Origin of the sequence: Streptomyces sp. ERV7 (genome assembly GCF_001653515.1) — a bacterium.
GTDB lineage: Bacteria > Actinomycetota > Actinomycetes > Streptomycetales > Streptomycetaceae > Streptomyces.
Genome location: NZ_LYOY01000040.1, coordinates 286,629 through 306,669 on the forward strand (window position 1 = coordinate 286,629; position 20,041 = coordinate 306,669).

The following is a 20,041-nucleotide window of genomic DNA, read 5'->3' on the forward strand; positions in this document are numbered from 1 at the left end:
GCGTCGGCGACGCGGTGGTGGCACCGTGCGTGCAGGCAGTGCCGCCCGCTCGGAGTTGAGCTCGCTCTATGTGGTCGTTGACGCGTTTGAGACCCGTGCCTGCCTCACGGCGACGACGGTCGCGCCGGCGTCGTCTGGTTCATGGCGCCAATCGTCTGCCACAGCCGCTGCGCCCGGCCCCGGTGTTCGTGCGCGAGGTGGTGGGCGCCGGCGGCGGCGTCCAGGTCGCCGATCAGTTGCCAGCACGTGGCCTCGTCCTGGCGGTCGCCGTGCCGGTGGAAGAGACCCGCCGCGCGCCCCAGCGCTGGGCTCGCCCGGTCCCGGTCGTGTTGACCGGCGTACACGCGGCCGACTTCCAGCAGCGTGTACGCGGCGCACCGCTCGTCAGCCAGTTCCTCGAAGGTCGCCAACGCCTTCCCCAGACAGCGCAGCGCCTCCTGCGGATTGCCGCGGCGATCGTGCAGTCGACTGAACCTCCGAAGCACAACGGCCGCGCGATGCCCGTCGCCCAGCGACCTTGCCTGGCTCAAGGCCTCGTCGAACCAGACTGCTGCCTCGTCGAGTTCGTCCTGCATGAGCTTCATCACGGCCATGGAGCAGGACAGCTGGGCTTCGATGTGCCGGTCACCCTCGCCGGCCGCGATGGCCAGCGCCCGCTCGACGCGTTCGAGGGCTTCCGCGTCCCTGCCCTGCACCCGGCTGACCGTACTCAGCATGGCCATCGACAGCGCCTCACCGCGCTTGTCGCCACCGTCCTGGCACAGCCCGAGGGAGGACTCCAGAGCGCGGGTGGCCCGGTCGAACTCGTCTTGGTAGATGTGCAGCTGGCCAAGACCGCGCAGCAGTACTGATACGCCGCGCACGTTGCCGGCGGCCTCGGCCGCGTCCAGTGCGAGCCGGTGCCCGTGCTGCCAGTCCTGATAGAGGCACCGGTGGTCGTAGTACGGGGCCGCGCCGGCCGCCAGCTCCCAGGCCAACTCGTCCAAACCCCAGTCCACGGCCAGTTTCACCACGCCCAGCAGGTTGTCGCGTTCCGCGTCGAACCAGCCGACCGGGTCGGTCATCAGCCGGTTTACGACCGCGTCGGGCAGCGACCGGCGCGGTGCCAGGCCGGGAGCGGCGGTCAGCAGCCCACCCGGCAGCCGATTGGTGCCGCGTCCGGTCAACTCGAGCCAGACCGACAGCACCCGGGTGATCGCCTCCCGCTTGTCCGCCGTCGGCAGCGAGGCTGCGATCTCCACAGCACAGGTCCTGATCAGGTCGTGCAGCCGGTAGCGCGGCTCACCGAGGGCGTCGGTGGTGGTCAGCCTGACCAGACTGGCGTCGACGAGGGTGTCCAGCATCTCCTCACCGTCCGAGCGATCCAGCAGCGGGCCGACCACCCAGCCGGGCAGGGTATAGGCGCCGAGCAGGCCCAGCAGACTCAGCGCGCGCACCGCGTCGGCCGGGAGTAATCGTAGGCTCAGCTCGACGCTGGCCCGCACGCTGAGGTCGCCGATCCTCAGCTCGGCCAGCCGCCGTGACTCGTCCTCGATGCGTTCCCGCAGCACCCGCAGCGACCAGGCGGGACGGCCTGTGAGCTTGCCGCTCGCGATCCGGATCGCCAGCGGCAGGTTGCCACAGCAGTCGAGGATCGCGTCGGCCTCCTCCGGTTCCCGCTCGACCCGCCGCCGCCCGACGATTTTGGTGAACAACTCCCGTGCCTCTGCCGGCCTCAGCACGTCCAGGTCGATGTGCCGGGTGCCGGGGAGTTGCGTCAGCAGAGTGCGGCTGGTGATCAACACGGCACAGCCGTCGGCCGCGGGCAGCAGGGGCAGCACCTGATCGGCGTGACCGGCATCGTCCAGCACCACCAGCATGCGACGGTCGACCAGCAACGACCGGTAGAGCGCGGCCCGCTCGGACAGGCCGTTCGGGATCGCGCTTCCGGCGATCGAGAGCGCGCGCAGTGCCTCGGCCAGCATCAGCCCCGGGTCCCGCGGCTCGTCCGATGTCCCCGCGAGGTCGAGGTAGAGCTGGCCGTCGGGAAAGGCGGGGCTCGCCAGCCGCGCGGCGTGCGTCACCAGGCTGGACTTGCCGACACCGGGGCCGCCCACAATGACGGCCACCGGGGCGCGGTTCCGCGCGGACCCGTCGAGCAGTCCGGCGATCTCGTTCAGTACGTCGCCACGGCCGACGAAATCGGCTACGTCCAGGGGAAGTTGACGCACCGGCATCGCCATGGCCGGCCGGGTCCCCGCCGCGTCAGGGTCCTTGGGTCGTGGGTCTGAGGGGCTGCTTGCGGGGACCGGAGCCGCCAGGGTGGGATCTGCGGTGAGGATACGCTGGTGCAGTGCCTGGAGCGGCGGGGTGGGATCGACGCCGAGTTCTTCGGCCAGTGTCCGGCGCAGCCGCTCGTACACCTGCAGCGCCTCGCCCTGTCGCCGACACCGGTAGAGAGCGACGATCAAGTGTTCGGCAACATGCTCGTCGTAGGGGTGCTCGCGCAGCAGGACGGTCAGCTCCTCGATGACCTCTTGATGACGCCCCAGGCCGAGCTCTATGGCCAGGCACTGTTTGTGCGTGGCCGCGCGCTTCTCGTTCAGCCGTGCCGCGTCGGTCTCCAGGACCCGGCTGGAGATGTCGGCCAGGGCGATCCCCCGCCAGCAGGCCAGCGCCCGCCGCAGCGCGGCGGCTGTCTCGTGCGGGTCTGCCTGCCGGTCGTGTTCGCCGAGGTGCCGCTCGTGGTCGAATTCGAGCAGGTCGAGCTGGTGCCGGGCCAGGTGGATCTCGTAGCCGCCGCGCCGGGTGCTGATCAGGGAGTTGGGTGCTCCGGATGCTACGAGGTTGCGGCGCAGCCCGGAGACGGCGTCCTGGACCTGACGGACCGCGGTAGCGGGCGCGTTGCTGTCCCACATCACGGCGACGAGCCGTTCCGTGGCAACGCTGTGGTTGGCGTCGATCAGAAGTGCTGCCAGCATCTTGGCCTGCCGCGGGCCGTTGAACCGGACCGCGTCTCCGCTGATCTGGGCGTATAACGGCCCCAGCACCCCGAATCTCATGTATCCCCCGGCACGTGAAGATGGACGCCGTTTCCCGTCTGACCTTGCCTTAGGGCGAATCTAGGACGATCGACGGACCCGCGTCCATAGGGTCTCCTGGCGGGGCTCACCGAACGGCGGGACGTTCCTCCAGGATCCCTTCTCCCAGGCCGCAGTGAGTGGAACGCAGCCGTGCAGACAGCACTGGACACCGCCGACGGCGGTGCAGGTCAGCACGGAGAAGCCGGACCCGCTCCAGGACCGCCCGCTCCCTCGATCAGGTACCTGCCGAACAGCTACTCACCCTCCGCGCACCGCACCACCCCACCGGCACCACCCGCAAAAACGACCATCAGCTGACGCTTTTTCAGCAGCCTGTTCCGAGGCGCATACGGGATGCAGCTGTGACTCGGCAACGTACTTCAGCGGCGCTCCGCAGGCATGCGTGCACAGCAGCGCTACGCCGGTGTTGACCTACCGCAAAAGCGGTGACGGTGTCGACGAGGTGGCCGCGCACATCAGCAAGGCGCAGAACGTGCCCGACAGCACCTACCCGACTATGAGGAACCACGCCAAACAGATTCCCGGCAAGTATCTCGGCGGCGAAGGTGCGTTGCACCGGATTCCCTACTATGGGACCGAGTGGCGGGCCAACCGGGCAGAGAAAGACCGGGCATGCGAGCGGCGGGGACGCTACCGTCTCACCGGCTTGCCGGACCCTGCCGGGGGATGGCAGGGCAAGGAGTGCGATGAATACCCGTTCGCCAGCACACTGGAGGGGGCGAACAGTGCGAAGTGCGACTTCTCGGTCGAAGCCGTGACTGCCACCCAGAACAGCAGGGCAGGCGCGATGCTGATGAACTTCTACGACCAGTCCGGACAGCGCTGCCACTTCGTCCAGCACCTTGGCCGGTTCGGCGGCAAGTCGCACCGGCGTGTGGAAGGTGTCGGGGCCGTCTATCAGTTCGTTGATTCCCGCGATTGCGACGGACCGCTCGGCGGGCAGCATGCCGACCCTCTCGAGCTGAATGAGCTTCAGTTTCCCTGAACCGACGAGGCTCTGCGGGTGTGAGTAGTCGGGGTACAGGAAGTCCAGCCGAGACGTGGGCCATCGCGGTCAGCCTGCTGCTCAGGGAGCCGGCCGGGTGCGGCGGGGCTTGGTGGCCGGGGCTCGGTGGTGAGGAGGTGCGGTGATCGCTTTGCCGGCCGAGGCCAGGTGGGGCCGGGAGTGGCAGTAGGAGTGACGGCCGAGGATGCCAGTGCTACGGGATGGGATCGACGCGGATCGGCTCACTCGTGCGTGCGCTCCTCCCTAAACATCAAATCATCCCTTCGTGTGAATTTCATCAACCATATTCCGAAATGCACCCGGAAGCGTGGATTCTTCTCCGTGAAGGCGCCGTTTCCGGAGAGCCGGCTCTCCCAACGACAACGCGGCGCCACCGCGGGGGGAAGGAGATCCATGTTCTTGCTCAAACGCCTGGCGCAACTCGGAGTGACAGCAAGTGCGGCAACAGCCCTCATCGTCGGGCTCTCTGCCAATTCCGAAGCGGCAAACGGCACTTTGACCCTTACGTATCCCAGGGGCCACACCATCGACGTCACCAACCGGGCCAACTTCATCTGCTTCGGCATCCAGGGTGCGGTGAAGGCCGACAACAGGACCGACGCATACGCATTCTTCTACGCGGATGGGGTCTGCTCCGGCTCGGCGACCGTGGTCGTCCCACCCAACGGCAGCTCCAGCTTCGCGCCCCAGAACGGCCTGGTCTTCCGCCCTGTCGCCGACGCTCCCGGACAGGACCGGCCCCACACCTGAGCTCCACTCCAAGCGTTCACTTGAGCCCCCGGTCGGAGAAGGCCCGGGGGTTCAGTGCCGTGCACCGGTATGGATGCATATCGAACGGCGTCGAACTGTGCGGAAACGTCTAAGGTGCGCACCGAGTCGTGATCATCGGGTGGTCCTGGTGAGGTCTTTGATCCAGATCATCGAGGCGTGCAGGTGGAGACTGGCGAGGTAGCTGTCGGGAGTCTTGTCGTATCGGGTGTCTCACCGTCCCAGTTCCCGCCTCCTGGTACGTCACGCTGTGGGGCGGGTGAGGCACGTGGAGGCGACGTGAGCCGACCGGTGCACTGATGTCCGGGCGGGGACTCATGGGACATGGCCCGGCACCCGGCTCAGGTTCCGGGGAGGATACGGCGCGTTTCGTAGGCCCACATCGCGATCTCGACCCGGTTGCGGGCGCCGAGTTTGGCCATCAGGCTGGCCAGATGCGTCTTCACCGTGCTGAGGCTGATGTGCAGTGCATCGGCGATCTCGGTGTTGGTCAGCCCGCGGGCGACGGCGAGAAGCACCTGCTCCTCGCGGGCGGTGACGGGGGAGACCGGCTGGGCCACGGGCCGGCCGGCGGGCAGGTCCGCGAATGCCTGGAGCAGACGGACGGTGACGCTGGGCGCGATGAGCGCCTCACCGTCGGACGCCGACCGTACGGCCTGGGCCAGAAGGTCTGGTCCCGTGTCCTTGAGGAGGAATCCGCGGGCGCCGGCACGCAGCGCGCCGTAGACGTACTCGTCGAGGTCGAACGTGGTGATGACGACCACGGCCAGCGGGTCGGCGACGCCCGGGCCGGCGACCAGCCGGGTGGCCTCGAGCCCGTCGAGTACGGGCATGCGGATGTCGAACAGGCAGACGTCGGGGCGCAGTTCGCGGGCCAGACGTACCGCCTCCCGCCCGTCGGCGGCCTCGCCGACCACCTCGATGCCGGGCTGGGCGTTCAGTATGATCCGCAACCCGGTGCGGATGATCGTCTGGTCGTCAGCGACGAGGACGCGAATGGACACCGCTCTCGTTCCTCGCTCTCGGCAGTTCGGCGTCGACATGCCAGCCCCGGTCGGTACCCGGGCCGGCTTGCAGTGTGCCGCCGAGCAGGGTCGCGCGCTCGCGCAGTCCGGTAAGTCCGTATCCGTCGCGACCCCGGCCGGTGCGCCGGCCGTTGTCGCGCACGCTCACCCGTACCGTGTGCCGTTCCGCGGCGACCCGGACGACGAGCTCGGTCGCGTCGACCGCATGGCGCAGCGCGTTGGTCACCGACTCCTGCACGATCCGGTAGACGGCCGCGTCCACGGCCGGGGGCAGCGCGTCCAGCTCGCCGTCGAGCCCCAGGTCGACCCTGAGGCGACCACCCGGGGTGCGCACCAGGCGCTCCAGATCCGCGACTCCGGCAGGGGGCGCCAGCTCGGCGCCGACCCCGCGGTCGCGCAGCGTGGCGACCATGGCGCGCATTTCCTCCAGCGTGCGCGCCCCTTCCTCCTCTACCCCCTCCAGCGCCTCGACGGCGGCGGACGGGTCGGCGCCCGCGAGCACCCGGCCCGCCTGGGCGATGATCACCATGGCCGACACGTGGTGGGCCACCGTGTCGTGCAGTTCCCGGGCGAGCTGCTCGCGCTCGCGGGAGCGCACCTGATCCAACTGCCGCTCGCGAGCGGTCACCCGGAACCGCACGGCAGCCCCGACCACGCCGGGCAGCAGCAGGAAGACGAAGCCCACGACATTTTCGACGACCGGGGTCTCGTCCGTGGCGGAACACACGGCGCAGGCGGCGAGGACCGCCGCGCCGCCCAGCACGATCTCCCGTCCCGATCCCCACCGGGGCAGCGCGTACACCAGCACGAGCACGACCATGCCGGTGTACAGGCCGACGGGCTCGCGCGGTGCGGCGACGAGCGAGGCCACCTGAAGCAGGACCACCGAGCCGAACGCCAGCGTGGCCATCGCCAACGGGCGGGTCCGGCGCCACAGGGGCAGCAGGCACAGCCATACGGCGAACACCACCGCCACCGGCCGCCACACGACGTTCTCGCGCAAGGTGGCCTCCAGCGCCACACCGGCAAGGCCCGCGGCGAGCAGCGCCCAGTCCCGCCGCACCCGGGCGGGCGCGTCGGGCGGCCGGGGTTCGGTCCACAGGGTTCGCAGGTCGTCTCGGAGCACGGTTCTCAGCCTAGGGACCGCGGCGTGCCGCGCATCGGCCGAAAGGATGGGTCGTCACTCCGCCCCGGGGCCGACGGATCCGCGGCCCGCGGGCCGATGCCGCGGAGCGCCGTGGCGACGAGCCTCGGCATCGGCGGCCGTACAAGGACGGCCGCCGAGGTGGTTGGAGGACCCCGATGCTCTCGAAAGCCCTGTTGCGCCTGGGCACAAGCGCCGCCCGCCATCCCTGGCGGGTGATCGCGGCATGGCTGATCACCGCCACGCTCGCCGTCCTCGCCGCGATCGCCTTCGGCGGGCGGAATGTGGACTCGATGACCGCTCCGGGGCTGGACTCCCAGCAGGCCGCGGAACTGATCGAGCGGGCCGGCACCGGCCAGGAGGGGATGACCGCCCAAGTGGTCGTCACCCCCCTCGACGGCGGTGCGAAGTTCTTCGACCACGGCAGCGCGCGCACCGCTCTCACGCGGCTGCAGACCGAGGTGAAGCGGCTGCCGCACGTGCTCGGCACGAGCGACCCGGCGAGGGCACTCGACGTACGTGGGGACACCGCCGTGCGCGGCGGCCTTGTCTCGGCCGACGGGCGGATCGCAGTCGTCCGGGTGCAGTATCCCGACCAGAGCCGACTGTCGGCCAAAGACCTCGACGCCCTCGTCGATCTCGGCGACCGGCTGCGCGCCGAGCTGCCCCTGCGCATCGAGATGGGCGGGAACCTCTTCTACGCCTTCTCCGACCCCGACGGCGGCGCGAGCGAGCTGATCGGCATCCTCGCCGCGGCCACGATCCTGTTCCTGGCGTTCGGTTCGCTCGTCGCCGCCGCGCTGCCGATCGGCATGGCGGTCTTCGGCCTGACCATCGGAGTTGCCACGATGACGGTACTGGCGGGGGTGACGGACGTCCCGACCTTCGCCCCCGTCCTGGGCAGCATGGTCGGGCTCGGAGTGGGCATCGACTACGCGCTGTTCGTGCTCGCCAGGCACCGGGAGTACCTCGCGCGCGGGCTCGATCCCCACGAGGCGGCGGGGCGAGCGGTGGCCACGGCGGGAAGGCCCGTGGTCTTCGCCGGCGGCGTCGTGGTCGTATCGATCCTCGGCCTGGCGGTCGCGAACGTGCCGTTCATGACGGTGGGCGGGCTCGCCGTCTCGATCGTCGTTCTGACCATGGTGGTCGCGTCGGTGACGCTTCTGCCGGCCTTCCTCGGCGCCGCCGGCCCACGCCTGGGCCGGGCCGGCCGGATCGGCAGGGCTCTGCAGACCGGGAAGCTGGGCCGACTCGCACGGCGGCGGAACACGGCGGCGGGCGCCGCTCCCGCCGCCGGTTGGCGGCGCTGGATCGGGCACGTCAGCCGGCACCCGGTGCTGTACGCGATCGGCGCGGCGGGGCTCCTGCTGACCGCGACGCTGCCCGTGCTCGGCCTGCGCGTCGGCCTGCCCGACGACGGCTCACTGCCCCACAGCCGTACCGAGCGCCGCGCCTACGACCTCGTCGCCGAGGGATTCGGCCCGGGCACCAACGGTCCCCTCGTCATCGCCGCGGACCCCGCCGGTGATCCGGGAGTGCTGGACCGACTCGTCGGGGCGGTCGCGGCGGATCCGGGCATCGCATCCGTCGCGCCGACGCACATCGACCGGGCCACCGGCATCGCGACCCTCGTGGTGTTCCCGACCACCAGCCCTCAGGACAAGGCCACGGCCGACACCCTCGCCCGGCTGCGCACCGACGTGCTGCCCACGGCGATCGGGCACGGCCCGGCCAGGGCCCACGTCGGCGGCGCCACCGCGAGCCTGTCCGACGTGGGCCGACGCACCAGCCAACGCCTGCCGGTGCTCGTCGCCGCCGTGCTGGCGATGTCGTTCCTGCTGCTGATGCTGGTCTTCCGCTCGATACTCGTACCGCTCAAGGCGGTACTGCTGAATCTGCTGAGCATCGGCGCGGCCTACGGCATCATGGTCGCGGTCTTCCAGTGGGGCTGGGGAGGCGCACTCATCGGTCTGGAAGCGACGGTTCCGATCGTGTCGTTCATCCCGATGTTCCTCTTCGCCATCCTGTTCGGCCTGTCGATGGACTACGAGGTATTCCTCCTCTCCCGTGTACGCGAGGAGTACCTGCGCACCGGCGACAACGGCACGGCGATCGTCGAGGGCGTCTCGGGCACCGCCCGGATCATCACCTCGGCCGCCCTCATCATGGTGGCGGTCTTCCTGTCCTTCGCCGTCGCCAACGACCCCTCCACCAAGATGTTCGGGCTCGGCCTGGCCACCGCGATCTTCATCGACGCCACGGTCGTACGCATGGTGCTGGTACCGGCGACCATGACACTCCTCGGCCGGACCAACTGGTGGCTGCCGAAGTGGCTGGACCGGATGCTTCCCCGCGGCCCGGTCGGCACCGACGACCCCGACGCGGAATCCACGGGTGAGGCCCCGCGTCCACGGCTGGCCGACCGTTGACTCAACTCCTGCCCGGCGGAGGAAGCCGCTGCCTGCTATGCACAGGCCGTCCGGACATGGGGGCGCGCCCACATCCCCGCCGACGTCGACGTGGAGCACTTCAACCGCCTGGCACAGCAACTGATCGACGCCGCCGACGCCGACGCACTACCTCTGTTCGCCGGCTGGCGCGCGCAACCCTGCCCCGGCAACGACCCGGTCGGTGCGGCTATGCAGCGCATACACGTACTGCGGGAACACCGTGGCGCCTGCCATCTGACGGCCGTGCGCCTGTCCGGGTTGAGCGCACGAGCGGCCATGGCCATCAACCTCGGCGCCCCGCAGGCAACCCGCTACGGCTGGCACGAGCCACACCCCACCACCGCAGGTCTGATCCCCCGGTGGCAGCGTGCCGAGCAGCTCACCGATGAGCTGCAGGCGCCGCTCTACGCCAGCCTGAGCGACCGGCAACGTACCGAATTCGCCCAGCTCGTCAATGCGTTGACCGCCCCCTGCCCCTGTGAGTAGAAAGCCTCTCGGAGGTGCCCGCCCAGGCCCGGCGCGCGTCTTGCCTGGTGGAATAGTGCGCGCCAGCGCCACAGGGCGCGCCAGGATTGCGGCCATGCTGATCACTCATGAGGGTTGTTCGCCGACGGTCCACCCCACGGCCTATGTTGCTCCCACCGCCACACTGTGCGGGGATGTGCACGTGGGTGCCGGGTGCCGGGTGCTGTTTGGTGCGGTGCTCACCGCCGAGGGCGGGCCAGTGGAGCTGGGCGAGGCCAGCATCGTCATGGAGAACGCGGTCCTGCGTGGCACCCGACGGGATCCGCTGATTCTGGGACAGCAGGTCCTGGTCGGCCCCACCTCGTACCTGACGGGCTGCCGGGTCGAGGACGAGGTTTTCCTGGCAACCGGCAGCCGCGTCTTCAACGGAGCACGGATCGGGACCCGCTCGGAGGTGCGGATCAACGGCATCGTGCACGTACGCACTGTGCTGCCGGCCGACTCCATGGTGCCCATCGGCTGGGTCGCCGTCGGTGACCCGGTACGGATCCTTCCGCCGGAGGACCACGACGGGATCTGGGGGGTGCAGAAGAATCTGGACTTCCCCGGCTATGTCTTCGGCCTGGACCGCCCGGCCGACGGCGAGAGCCTGATGCCGGCCATCTCCGAGCGCTTCGGCCGCGGCCTCGGCCGCCACAGCAACGACCGAGAGATCTGAGCCCCGCCGGTTTTCCGTACGCGATGACGCTCGTGACCTGTATTCGTCGGCGAGTGATCCCCTCGGCGTAGGCGCGGCATGATGTGACGATGCGCATGAGCCCGTACCGTTTCGATGGAGACTCGCAGGTGACCAGGGTCTGCTGGCGTCGGATGGGGGTGTAGAAGCGGACCTGGAAGTCGGCCCAGCCGCGTTCGTCCTGCGAGCTCTAAGCTGGCACGATGATCGAAGACGGTGCCACGGACCAGGGCAGTGTGACGACCGTGCGGCGCGTCGGTGAGACGATCCGACGGCCGGTCGGCGAGTGGACGCCGGCAGTGCACGCTCTGTTGGCTCACCTGGAGGCGGCGGGCTTTAGCCGGGCCCCGCGGGCCCTGGGCACCGACGGCGCCGATGAGGTCGTATCACTGCTGCATGGCGAACCGGCTTTCAGCCCCTGGCCCCCGGCCCTGCGGTCGACCGCCGGCATCCGGGAACTAGGACGCTGGCTGCGCGAGTACCACGCAGCGGTCCGCGGCTTCCGTCCCCCCGCTGACGCGCGCTGGCGCGGGCAGGAGGAGGCGTGGCGGCCCGACATGATCATCCGGCACGGCGACCTGGGCCCGTGGAACTCCATCTGGAACGGTAACCAGCTGGTCGGCTTCATCGACTGGGACTTCGCCGCGCCCGGTCACGCCCTCGACGACCTCGCGCAACTCGCCTGGTACGCCGTACCTCTGCGCCCCGTCGAGCAGCAGCGAAGGGAAACGATCACTGGGGACCATACGCTGCGAAGCCGCCTCGACGCCCTGTGCGCCGCCTACCGTGCACGCCCGGGGGCCGTCCTGGACGCGCTGGACGCCCTCCAGTCCCGGGAGGCGGCGCGCATCCAACGGCTAGGCGGCCTGGGCCAGGAGCCGTGGGCGACGTTCCTCGCCCGGGGTGACGTGGCCGAGATGAGGGCCGAGCGCTCCTGGCTCCGGTCGAACCGCACCGCTCTCCTCGGCGGCCCGGCCCCGACTCGGACGGTGTCCCACCGGGTGGTGTAGCAGCGATCACTTCTCGCGACTTGCTGCCACCACATCGCGCTACTCACCGCTCTGCGGGACGCGATCCGCACACCGGACCCGCGGTCGACGGCAGCCACCCCCAGCCCTGGCAACCATCCGGCCCTGTTTATGATCACGCCCATGGCACTCGAATGGGAACAGATCATCGTCGACTCCTCCGACCCCATCGCCCTCGGGCACTGGTGGGCCGAGGCTCTCGGCTGGGTAGTGGTCGACGAATCCGAGGAGATCATCGAGATCCGGCCTGAGCCGGACCAGATGCCGGGGCTGCTCTTCGTGCCTGTCCCCGAGGGCAAGACGTCGAAGAACCGGCTCCACCCCGACTTCCGCCCCGACGACCAGGAGGCCGAGGTCACCCGGCTGCTCTCCCTCGGTGCCCGGCGCGCCGACACCGCGCAGGGCGATCAGCACTGGGTGACCCTCCTCGACCCGGAGGGCAACGAATTCTGTGTCCTGGGTGAGCGGAAGAGCTGAGCTAGGCCGGGCAGCCGTTCGGGCGAAGGTGCCGGACGGCTTGATCATGTCCCCGGTGATGGTGCAGCGGCGGGGAGTTCGTGTCGGGAGTCGTGGGCGGTGTAGATCCTGTCCATGCTGTCGACGGAGAGGTAGCGGCGGCCGCAGGCGATCCATTCGTCGTGCTCTATGTTCCTTCCTGGGTCCGCCCCAGCCGTTCCGCCGCTTCTACGACAGGAAGAGAGCCGAGGGCAGACGCCACATCCAGGCAGTCCTCGCGCTCGTCCGTCGCAGCGTCAACGTTCTGTGGGCCCTGATCCGTGACCGGCGGTGCTACACCGTCACGCCACCAGCCGCCTCAGCCACTTGAATTCCAGATGGGGAAGCATCTCCCTGAGGCGGACACCGGTTCGTTCCTTATGCTGGCGGCATGATCGATGTGCCGATATCAGCGCTGGAAGTCGCGGTGGTCGAGTCTGGGACCCGTGGCGTGGAGACCCTGCGGGACACCGCCACCTTTGCCCGCAGGCTCGAACTGCTGGGGTATCACCGGATCTGGTACGCCGAGCACCACCATTCACCGGCGATCGGCGCGTTCCCGCCCGTGGTGCTGATCGCTCACGCGGCGGCTTCGACCTCGTCGATCCGGCTCGGGTCGGGCGGGGTGCTGGCGCCCAACCATGCGCCCCTCATGTTGGCGGAGCAGTTCGCGACACTGGCCGCGTTGCACGAGGACCGCATCGACCTGGGTATCGGCCGCGGCCCGGGCACCTTCGACGAGGCCACCGCGCGCGCGTTGCGCCGCGGGGCCGGGCCGGCGACGGACGCGCAGTACCACGATGACGTGGCTGCGGTCCTGTCCTTCCTGGTCGACGAGATGGCACTGGGCGCCCTGCCGGAGCCTTGGCTGTTGTGCTCCAGTACCGCGGGCGCCGCCCTGGCCGCGCGACTGGGCCTGCCGATCGCCGTCGCCCACCACATCCGGCCCGACAGCACCTTCGCGGTGCTGGAGCGCTACCGTGCCGACTTCATCGCGTCCCCGTGGTGTGAGCAGCCCCGGGTTGTGGTGTGCGTGGAGGCGATATGCGCGGAGACGGAGCAGGAAGCGGCGTGGCGGGCCGGTCCCATGGACGTCGTCAAGGCCGGGCTGCTCAAGGGGTTGAGTGACATTCCCTTCCCCACGCCCGCGGATGCCGCAGCCCATCGGTTCACGGCGGAGGAACGGCAGGCGCTTGACGGTTTCCGTGCACAGCAGGCGTGCGGGACGCCCGAGGCCGTCGTTGGCCGGCTCGCACAACTGGCTGCCGAGACCGGAGCGGACGAACTCATGCTGACCACACCCGTCTACGACATCGACGCCCGGGTGCGCTCCTACGACCTCATCAAGAAGCACTGCGAGGCCACGAAAGCACCGTGACAACCGCGCGGCACCGCACCGCACTGTCCTGACCCGCCCGCCACAACTGCCTCGCGCACCGGGATCGAGTCGTGGCGGAAGGGTCAGGTCGGACAACGTGACAGGGGCCGCCCGCGCTGACTTGGGCCCGGGTGTCGGCAACGGCTGAAGACGGGCGTTGCCGACACCCGGGCCCGCGTGCTGAGCGGCGAGCTGACCTGGCCCTTTGGGCCGCACGTCCGCCGGTTGCGGTGGGCGGCGTGGTGCCCCTGGCGCAACCCTGGGCGCCGAGATCCGGTCCGGTACGGCGATCTCCGCCCTGCCGCACACCGGGGCGCAGTGACCGTTCAACGCGGGCGAGATCCCACGCTGACCCGCCCCGCGCGCTGCCTCGGCCGTCTTCTAGGGTCGTCCCCATGATGATCGACACGGGGACGACCGGCATGCTTTTCGACGCTTTCCAGGCGGACGCCCTGACCAGCCAGGACCAGTTGCGCGAGCTCTATCCGCAGCCCAACCCGCACGCGCTCCGCAAGGAGATCGACTACCTGACCGAACAGACCCGCGCGCTGATCGGCTGCTCCTCCCTGGTGTTCATCGCCAGCGCCGACGCCGACGGCAGGGCGGATGTGACACCGCGCGGAGGCCCGGCCGGTTTCGTCTCCGTGCTGGACGAGCGGACCCTGGTGATCCCCGACGCGACCGGCAACAAGCGACTCGACACCATGCACAACGTGCTGCAGACCGGTCGCGTCGGCCTGCTCTTCCTCATCCCCGGCCGCCCGACCACGCTGCGCGTCAACGGCCGTGCCTGCATCTCAGCCCGCCCGGAGCTGCTCGCGCAGCTCACGCCCGTGGGCAAGCCACCCGTAACAGCGCTGGTCGTACACGTCGAGCAGATCTATCCGCACTGCCCCAAATCGCTGATGCGCGCCCACGCCTGGCAGCCGGAGCAGTGGGTGCCCGCCGACGCCCAGCCCGCCAGTGCCGAGGTGACGCTGGCCCAGTTGAACCTGCCCGGCCTGACCGTCGAACAGATCGAGGAAGCCGAACAGGAGTCGCTGCGCCTGCGCTTCGAGTGAAGCGGACCAGGTTCGCAGACAGTTCTGGTGGCTGGGGCGAAGGGACACAGCGGGCTGTGGGCCAAGAGGGGCCGGCGTCTTCCCTGAGGCGTGGCTGTGGGGCCCTTGCTCCCGGACTCTGGTGGAGCGGTTCGCGGTCGCGTGGCGGACGGGCGCCGCGGGATCTTGCCGCATCTGGTCGCGCCCGCGCAGCCCGGCTCGACGTGCCATCTGGTCCCTCCGGCGGGTGAGTGCCCGCTTGTGCGAGGGGCCGGGTGGGCCTTTGCCGGCAGGGAGTTGCTGTGCCGAGGACTGTTGTCGGCATCGTGGCGGCGGGCCCGTCTTGAAGCGAGACGGTCCGTCTTGCTAAGGTGGGTTCATGGCTTTTCTCTACTTCTTCGTCTGAGTCCGGGCACGGCCGATGCCGCCGTTTCTGCTGCCCGTAGACCCTTCGTACGCCCAGGGAAAGTCACATGCGCGACCGCGCCCATACCGCCATGCCCACCGCTGCCCCCGCCGTCGTGGCGCAGCTGTCCGTCAAGGACGTCACCAAGTCCTATGGCACCCGCACCATCCTCGACCTGGTGTCCTTCACCATCCGCCCGGGTGAGAAGGCGGCCGTTATCGGCGAGAACGGCTCCGGCAAGTCCACCCTGCTGCGTCTGCTCGCCGCAGCCGAGACGCCGGACACCGGGCAGATCACTGTCAGCTTCCCCGGCGGAACCGGCCACCTCGCCCAAACCCTCGTTCTTGGCGCGCACTGCACCGTGCAGGACGCCATCGACCACGCTCTCGCCGATCTGCGGTCCATAGAAGCCCGGTTGCGGGAGGCCGAGGAGAGTCTCGGCGAGGCGACGGACGGCGAACTCGCCGCCTACGGCGACCTGCTGACCGCGTACGAGGAGCGCGGCGGGTACGAGGCCGACGCCCGGGTGGATGCCGCGATGCACGGACTCGGGCTGGCCGCGATCACCCGTGACCGCCTGCTCGGCTCCCTGTCCGGCGGCGAGCAGTCCCGGCTCGCCCTCGCCTGCGTCCTGGCCGCCGCTCCCGAACTCCTGCTTCTGGACGAACCGACGAACCACCTGGATGCGACGGCCGTGCGCTGGCTGGAGGACCACCTGCGCGCACACCGCGGCACCGTCGTCGCGGTCACCCATGACCGCGGCTTCCTGGAACGCATCGCCACCACCATCCTGGAGGTCGACCGCGACGAACGCACCGTGCACCGGTACGGCGACGGCTGGGCCGGCTACCAGGCCGCGAAGGCCGCCGCCCGGCGCGGCGCGGCACAGCGCTACGCGGACTGGGCCGAGGAGGTGGCCTCCATGCAGGCCCTGCTGGAAGCCGCGGGACGGCGTCTGGCCGCCACCGGTCACGACCCCAAGCAGGGCTTTGGCAAGCACCGCCGCTCCAGCGAGGCCAAGCTCGGCGGGCAGGTGCGCTCCGCCCGCCAGGCCCTGGCCCAGCTGCGACGCCACCCGGTAGCCGAACCACCGGCACCGCTCCACTTCACGGCAGCCTTTTCGGCGGCGGACGGCCCCGCCGCGGGCCCCCTCGCCGAGTTCGAGGACGTCAGTGTCGGCGAGCGGCTGCACCTGGCCGGGCGCCTCACCCTCGCGACCGGCCAGCGGCTGCTGGTCACCGGTGACAACGGCGCGGGCAAGACGACACTCCTGCGCCTCATCGCAGGCGACCTGGAGCCCGACGAAGGTACCGCGCGCCGCCCCGCCCGCATCGGCTACCTCGCACAGGAACTGCCCACGCACACCACGGGGCTCCCGCTGCTTGCCGCGTACGCCGCCGGGCGGCCCGGACCGGCTGACGAGTACACCGAACAGCTGCTGGCCCTGGGCCTGTTCCATGAGCAGGACCTGCACGTCCCGGTCACCGCGCTGTCTGCGGGCCAGCGGCGGCGGCTGCAGATCGCCCGCCTGGTGACCCGCCCCGCTGACCTCCTCGTCCTGGACGAGCCCACCAACCACATCGCCCTCGACCTTGCCGAAGACCTGCTGGCGGCGCTCTGCGCGTATCCGGGAGCCGTGGTCGTGGTCTCGCACGACCGCGACTTCCGCGCCGGCTGCGAAGGCGAGCTACTGGAACTGCATGCCGGCCGCAGGAGCTGACCCTCGCCCCCGTTGACCAGTCGAAGACCGGCTCCGGGCTGACGCGGCAAATTGGGCGATGCCCCTGCTGCACGGCAGTCGTCAGTTCGGAGCCGCACAGCTGCCGCCCCGCCTGATAGGCCAGCGCCCCGCGGCCCGCTGTTCCTCACCGGCCGAAGGGCCCCGGCCGGGACACCGACGGCGGATGTATGCCCGAAGACCGACCGGGCCCGGCTCTCCTACCGCCGGGCCGAGGAGATCTTCCAGGAGAAACCCGGCCGGTGGCCGACCCGCTCAGCGTGTTCTTCAGCCTCATGCCATGACGGCTGGTCGTGCCGTGGAAAATTGCGATGCGTTTCTGCGGCAGGCTCGTCAGACTCGTGGCATGACAGCGAAGATCACCCGCTTCAACCCCGACCAGTTGCATGAGACGCCGGGCTATCACCACATCACCGTTGTGGAGGCTGGCCGAACGGCTTACCTGGCGGGGCAGTGCCCGCTCGATCAGCGCGGCTCCCTCGTTGGTCCGGGTGCCCTTGAGACGCAAGTCGACCAGGTCGTCGCGAACGCACTCGCCGCTCTCGCGGCGGTGAATGCCCAGCCGCAGCACGTGGTGCGTTCAGTGATCTACGTGCGGAGCGACGACAGGGAGGACCTGGGCATCGCCTGGAGCCGGCTTACCGCTTCCGCCCTCGGACCGGCGTTCACGTCCGCCAGCACGCTCTTGGGGGTTGCGCAGTTGGGCTTCACTGGGCAGCTGGTCGAGGTGGACCTCACCGTCGCGCTGCCCGACTGAGCGGCGCCTGACGCCTGGAACAGAGTCTCGAACTGCTTCGCCAGGATGGTCATGTGCGGGTTGTGGGCGTACAGATGATCGTGGCTCCGTAAAGAAACAGGGGAGCCCGCCACAGTCACACTTGCCCCCTTTTCTGTCCCTGCGCCCCTCGACTGGGAGTGGATTTCCAGGTGGATTGGCTGCAGGCAGACGTCAACGGCGTCATGAGCAGGAGCAGGTATGCCCGAGCGTGAACGCAAACCCGACAGCACACCCCGCGCGCATCACACCGTGCTGCGAGAGGCCACGGCCTCGCGTCCGGTGGGAACGGCCCTGGCCATGACCGCCCAGGACCTGTCCAACCATGTGACCCATCCGCCTGCGCCGGAGATGCACGTAATCCAGCGCGCCGCCGGCAATGGCGCACTGGCCAAGGCCATCGCCGCCCGCCGCTCCGCATCCACACCTGGCGCTCCCACCGCGCCGACCGTCCAGCGGGCCGAGGCCGACACGGCGGAGGCCGGTCCGTCGGACGCCATCACCTACCGGCTTCAGATCCAGGTCAAGAAGCAGCGCCGGATGACCGAAGCCGAATACTGGGACGGCAACGACATCGGCCACGCCTGGGTCGTCCTCTATACCAAGGCGGGTGGCTCCACCTCCTACAAGTCCTACGGTTTCTTCCCGTCCAGGTCCCTCGATGGGCGCCGCGAGGCATTCACCACCGTGCCCGGCGTGGTGAAGAGGAACTGGGACCTGCCCGAGGGGGCCACATCCGCGTTCGAGGCGGACCTGACGCAGGAACAGGTCCTCAAGTTCAAGGAGTACGTGGAGCAGCACCAGAACGAGAAGTACAACCTCTTCCGCTACAACTGCGTCTCCTTCGCACGCGGCGCCTTCAAGGCCGCGACCGGCAAGAGCGCTCCCGGCCTTGAGCTCCCGTTGCTGGAGAGCCCCAACCTCCTGCAGGACTTCATCAAGCGGAGCAACGAGAAGCAGGGCAAGCCGAGGGCGGGCGAGCGGGTCGCGGACGCGTACGCGGGCGACCCGAGCCCCACCAGGTCCGAACGCATGGCGCAGGAGGCCGCCAACGCAGCCAACTCCGACTCCGGCGGGGAGTGGGTCAGGGGTGACGAATCACCGGGCTCCGGCACGGACGGTCCCGCCCGTTCGCCCGAGCAGCGCACGCCCGGGCGGATGCTGCTCGAATCCGACAGCGATTCCGAGGAATCCGCCCGGGGCCGACCGGCCGCTCCTTCCGCACAGCCCGCACAGAGGCGTTTCTCCTTGGACTGACTGACTGACTGGCTGATCGCTTGAGAGCGGCTGTCGGCAGCGTCGTCGGCTGCCTGACGGCAGTGCCCGCGCGGATGCGGTGCCGGCCGAGCAGGGGCGGGGGCTTCAGTCATGCCGTGGGGGAGGGGGCCGCGTCCGCTGCTGCCTGGGTGGCTCGGTCGGCCAGGCTTTGCCATGGACGCGGAGCGATGACCGGGACGCCGGCCGCCCGTGCCTGCCCGGTCGCGCTCAGGCCGTCATCGGGTCCCGATCACGGCCTTCGCGCTCGCTGGCGCCGGGTCCGCCACTTCCGCCCCTCCTGTGGCGCGCGTTGACGTACAGGACAAGCAGCGACGCCATCCCCGTGAAGGCCAGCGTGATGATCACCGACCAGGTCGCGACGTGCCCGTAGCCTCCCGGCTCGCGGGGGTCGAGGAAGTCGTACGGGTACCAACCGGCGTGCGGCCCGCGCAGCAGTGAGTAGGCGAGGTAGAGCAGTGGGAAGGCCAGCCAGGGCAGAGACCGGGTCCAGGGGATGCGGCGCGGCGGAGGACGCAGTAGCCAGTCGGCGAGGAACACGGCCGGCATGACGCCGTGCACGACGTTGTTGGCCCAGATGATCGTGTTCGCATCGATGGTTCCGGCCAGCAGAGTCCAGTACACCGCTCCTGTGATCACCAGATAGAGGGTGGCGGCACCGCGCAACAGGTCGGGGACGGGGCGGGTGCCGCGCAACAGGGCGAGCCCACCGGTCAGCAGGACGGCGGCGCCGAGCAGGTTGGAGAGATTGGTGAAGTACGAGATCCAGTTCGCTGCGCCCTCGTCGGTGTGCGTGGCCCGGTTGAGCGAGGTGGCGAGGGCCGCGACGCCCAGCAGCGCCAGCCCTATTTTGGCCGAACCTTCCGGCTTGGTGCTTAGAGACATGACCTGGATGTTACTTGTGTGTAGATCGGCGGAACCTCTGCGTCGCTCCGGCCCCGTCTGGTGGCCTCCAGGGTCTCGTCCCCGCCTCCTGTCCCACGTCCGGCACCCGCACCGGGCACATCGTCCAGGCGGATCAGCTTCGCGAGCCGATGAGCATCACGCCTGTCCGTCGTGACGCGGTCGCCGGACGGCCGTAGTGCTCTTGGGCGGGCTTGGCCACCGATGCCGCCGTACGGTTCGGGTTCGAGGTGCGAGGGCTGGAGCGGATCGTCAGTAGCCCGTCGGGGCGGAAGGCCCGCTCTTGCGGCGCGAGGGCCTTCGGGGTCACCGCGCTCACCAGGCGT

The 20,041-nt window shown here is 69.8% G+C and carries 15 protein-coding genes and 2 pseudogenes; 13 read left to right on the plus strand and 4 right to left on the minus strand.

The annotated features are described in order from the left end of the window. Positions 1-104 precede the first annotated feature (104 nt). Positions 105-3,041, minus strand: coding sequence for an AfsR/SARP family transcriptional regulator (locus A8W25_RS15805; RefSeq protein ID WP_067161992.1), 2,937 nt, complete (start codon positions 3,039-3,041; stop codon positions 105-107). 424 nt (positions 3,042-3,465) lie between these two features. On the opposite strand from A8W25_RS15805, the gene A8W25_RS15810 reads away from it, so the two are divergent. Beyond that, positions 3,466-4,068, plus strand: a complete 603-nt coding sequence (locus tag A8W25_RS15810) for a NucA/NucB deoxyribonuclease domain-containing protein (RefSeq protein WP_067161995.1) — start codon at positions 3,466-3,468, stop codon at positions 4,066-4,068. A 288-nt stretch (positions 4,069-4,356) separates the two neighbouring features. Next, the gene (locus A8W25_RS34005; RefSeq protein WP_158942572.1) at positions 4,357-4,839 is read left to right on the plus strand and encodes a hypothetical protein; all 483 of its coding nucleotides are present in this window, start codon (positions 4,357-4,359) and stop codon (positions 4,837-4,839) included. A gap of 359 nt (positions 4,840-5,198) precedes the next feature. Here the strand turns inward: A8W25_RS34005 and A8W25_RS15820 are convergent, their stop codons facing one another. Continuing rightward, positions 5,199-5,861 carry a response regulator gene (locus tag A8W25_RS15820; protein WP_067162001.1) on the minus strand — a complete coding sequence of 221 codons (663 nt, stop codon included), beginning with the start codon at positions 5,859-5,861 and terminating at the stop codon, positions 5,199-5,201. Next, complete coding sequence (locus A8W25_RS15825; protein ID WP_067162004.1) at positions 5,836-7,008, minus strand: sensor histidine kinase; 1,173 nt, start codon at positions 7,006-7,008, stop codon at positions 5,836-5,838. Before A8W25_RS15825 ends, A8W25_RS15820 begins: the two co-directional genes overlap by 26 nt. Positions 7,009-7,184: 176 nt before the next feature. On the opposite strand from A8W25_RS15825, the gene A8W25_RS15830 reads away from it, so the two are divergent. The 11 genes and pseudogenes from A8W25_RS15830 to A8W25_RS15875 all read left to right on the plus strand — a co-directional run bounded on the left by A8W25_RS15830 (position 7,185) and on the right by A8W25_RS15875 (position 18,794). Then, the gene (locus tag A8W25_RS15830; protein WP_067162007.1) at positions 7,185-9,455 is read left to right on the plus strand and encodes an MMPL family transporter; all 2,271 of its coding nucleotides are present in this window, start codon (positions 7,185-7,187) and stop codon (positions 9,453-9,455) included. Between the two features lie 24 nt (positions 9,456-9,479). After that, positions 9,480-9,962: pseudogene (locus A8W25_RS15835) on the plus strand (helix-turn-helix domain-containing protein); the annotation flags it as partial. A gap of 94 nt (positions 9,963-10,056) precedes the next feature. Beyond that, on the plus strand, positions 10,057-10,659 hold the full coding sequence (locus A8W25_RS15840) for a gamma carbonic anhydrase family protein (RefSeq protein WP_067162013.1): 603 nt from the start codon (positions 10,057-10,059) through the stop codon (positions 10,657-10,659). A 221-nt stretch (positions 10,660-10,880) separates the two neighbouring features. After that, a complete protein-coding gene (locus tag A8W25_RS15845) occupies positions 10,881-11,687 on the plus strand; it encodes a phosphotransferase (protein ID WP_067162016.1) in 807 nt (268 codons plus the stop codon). A gap of 141 nt (positions 11,688-11,828) precedes the next feature. Next, complete coding sequence (locus A8W25_RS15850) at positions 11,829-12,182, plus strand: VOC family protein (RefSeq protein WP_199831762.1); 354 nt, start codon at positions 11,829-11,831, stop codon at positions 12,180-12,182. A 199-nt stretch (positions 12,183-12,381) separates the two neighbouring features. Next, positions 12,382-12,531: pseudogene (locus A8W25_RS33465) on the plus strand (IS110 family transposase); the annotation flags it as partial. A 60-nt stretch (positions 12,532-12,591) separates the two neighbouring features. Then, positions 12,592-13,578: an MsnO8 family LLM class oxidoreductase gene (locus tag A8W25_RS15855; protein WP_067162022.1), complete on the plus strand. Its 987-nt coding sequence runs from the start codon at positions 12,592-12,594 to the stop codon at positions 13,576-13,578. Between the two features lie 395 nt (positions 13,579-13,973). Continuing rightward, positions 13,974-14,639, plus strand: a complete 666-nt coding sequence (locus A8W25_RS15860; RefSeq protein ID WP_067162024.1) for an MSMEG_1061 family FMN-dependent PPOX-type flavoprotein — start codon at positions 13,974-13,976, stop codon at positions 14,637-14,639. Positions 14,640-15,115: 476 nt separating this feature from the next. Beyond that, positions 15,116-16,744 carry a ribosomal protection-like ABC-F family protein gene (gene abc-f / locus A8W25_RS15865; RefSeq protein ID WP_420708472.1) on the plus strand — a complete coding sequence of 543 codons (1,629 nt, stop codon included), beginning with the start codon at positions 15,116-15,118 and terminating at the stop codon, positions 16,742-16,744. Positions 16,745-17,108: 364 nt separating this feature from the next. Then, the gene (locus A8W25_RS15870) at positions 17,109-17,519 is read left to right on the plus strand and encodes a RidA family protein (RefSeq protein ID WP_067162030.1); all 411 of its coding nucleotides are present in this window, start codon (positions 17,109-17,111) and stop codon (positions 17,517-17,519) included. Between the two features lie 219 nt (positions 17,520-17,738). Next, positions 17,739-18,794 (plus strand): hypothetical protein, encoded by a 1,056-nt coding sequence (locus A8W25_RS15875; protein ID WP_067162033.1) that lies wholly within the window; start codon positions 17,739-17,741, stop codon positions 18,792-18,794. Between the two features lie 228 nt (positions 18,795-19,022). Here A8W25_RS15875 and A8W25_RS15880 read toward each other — a convergent pair whose 3' ends face one another. Next, on the minus strand, positions 19,023-19,697 hold the full coding sequence (locus A8W25_RS15880; RefSeq protein WP_067162035.1) for a Pr6Pr family membrane protein: 675 nt from the start codon (positions 19,695-19,697) through the stop codon (positions 19,023-19,025). Between the last annotated feature and the right edge of the window lie 344 nt (positions 19,698-20,041).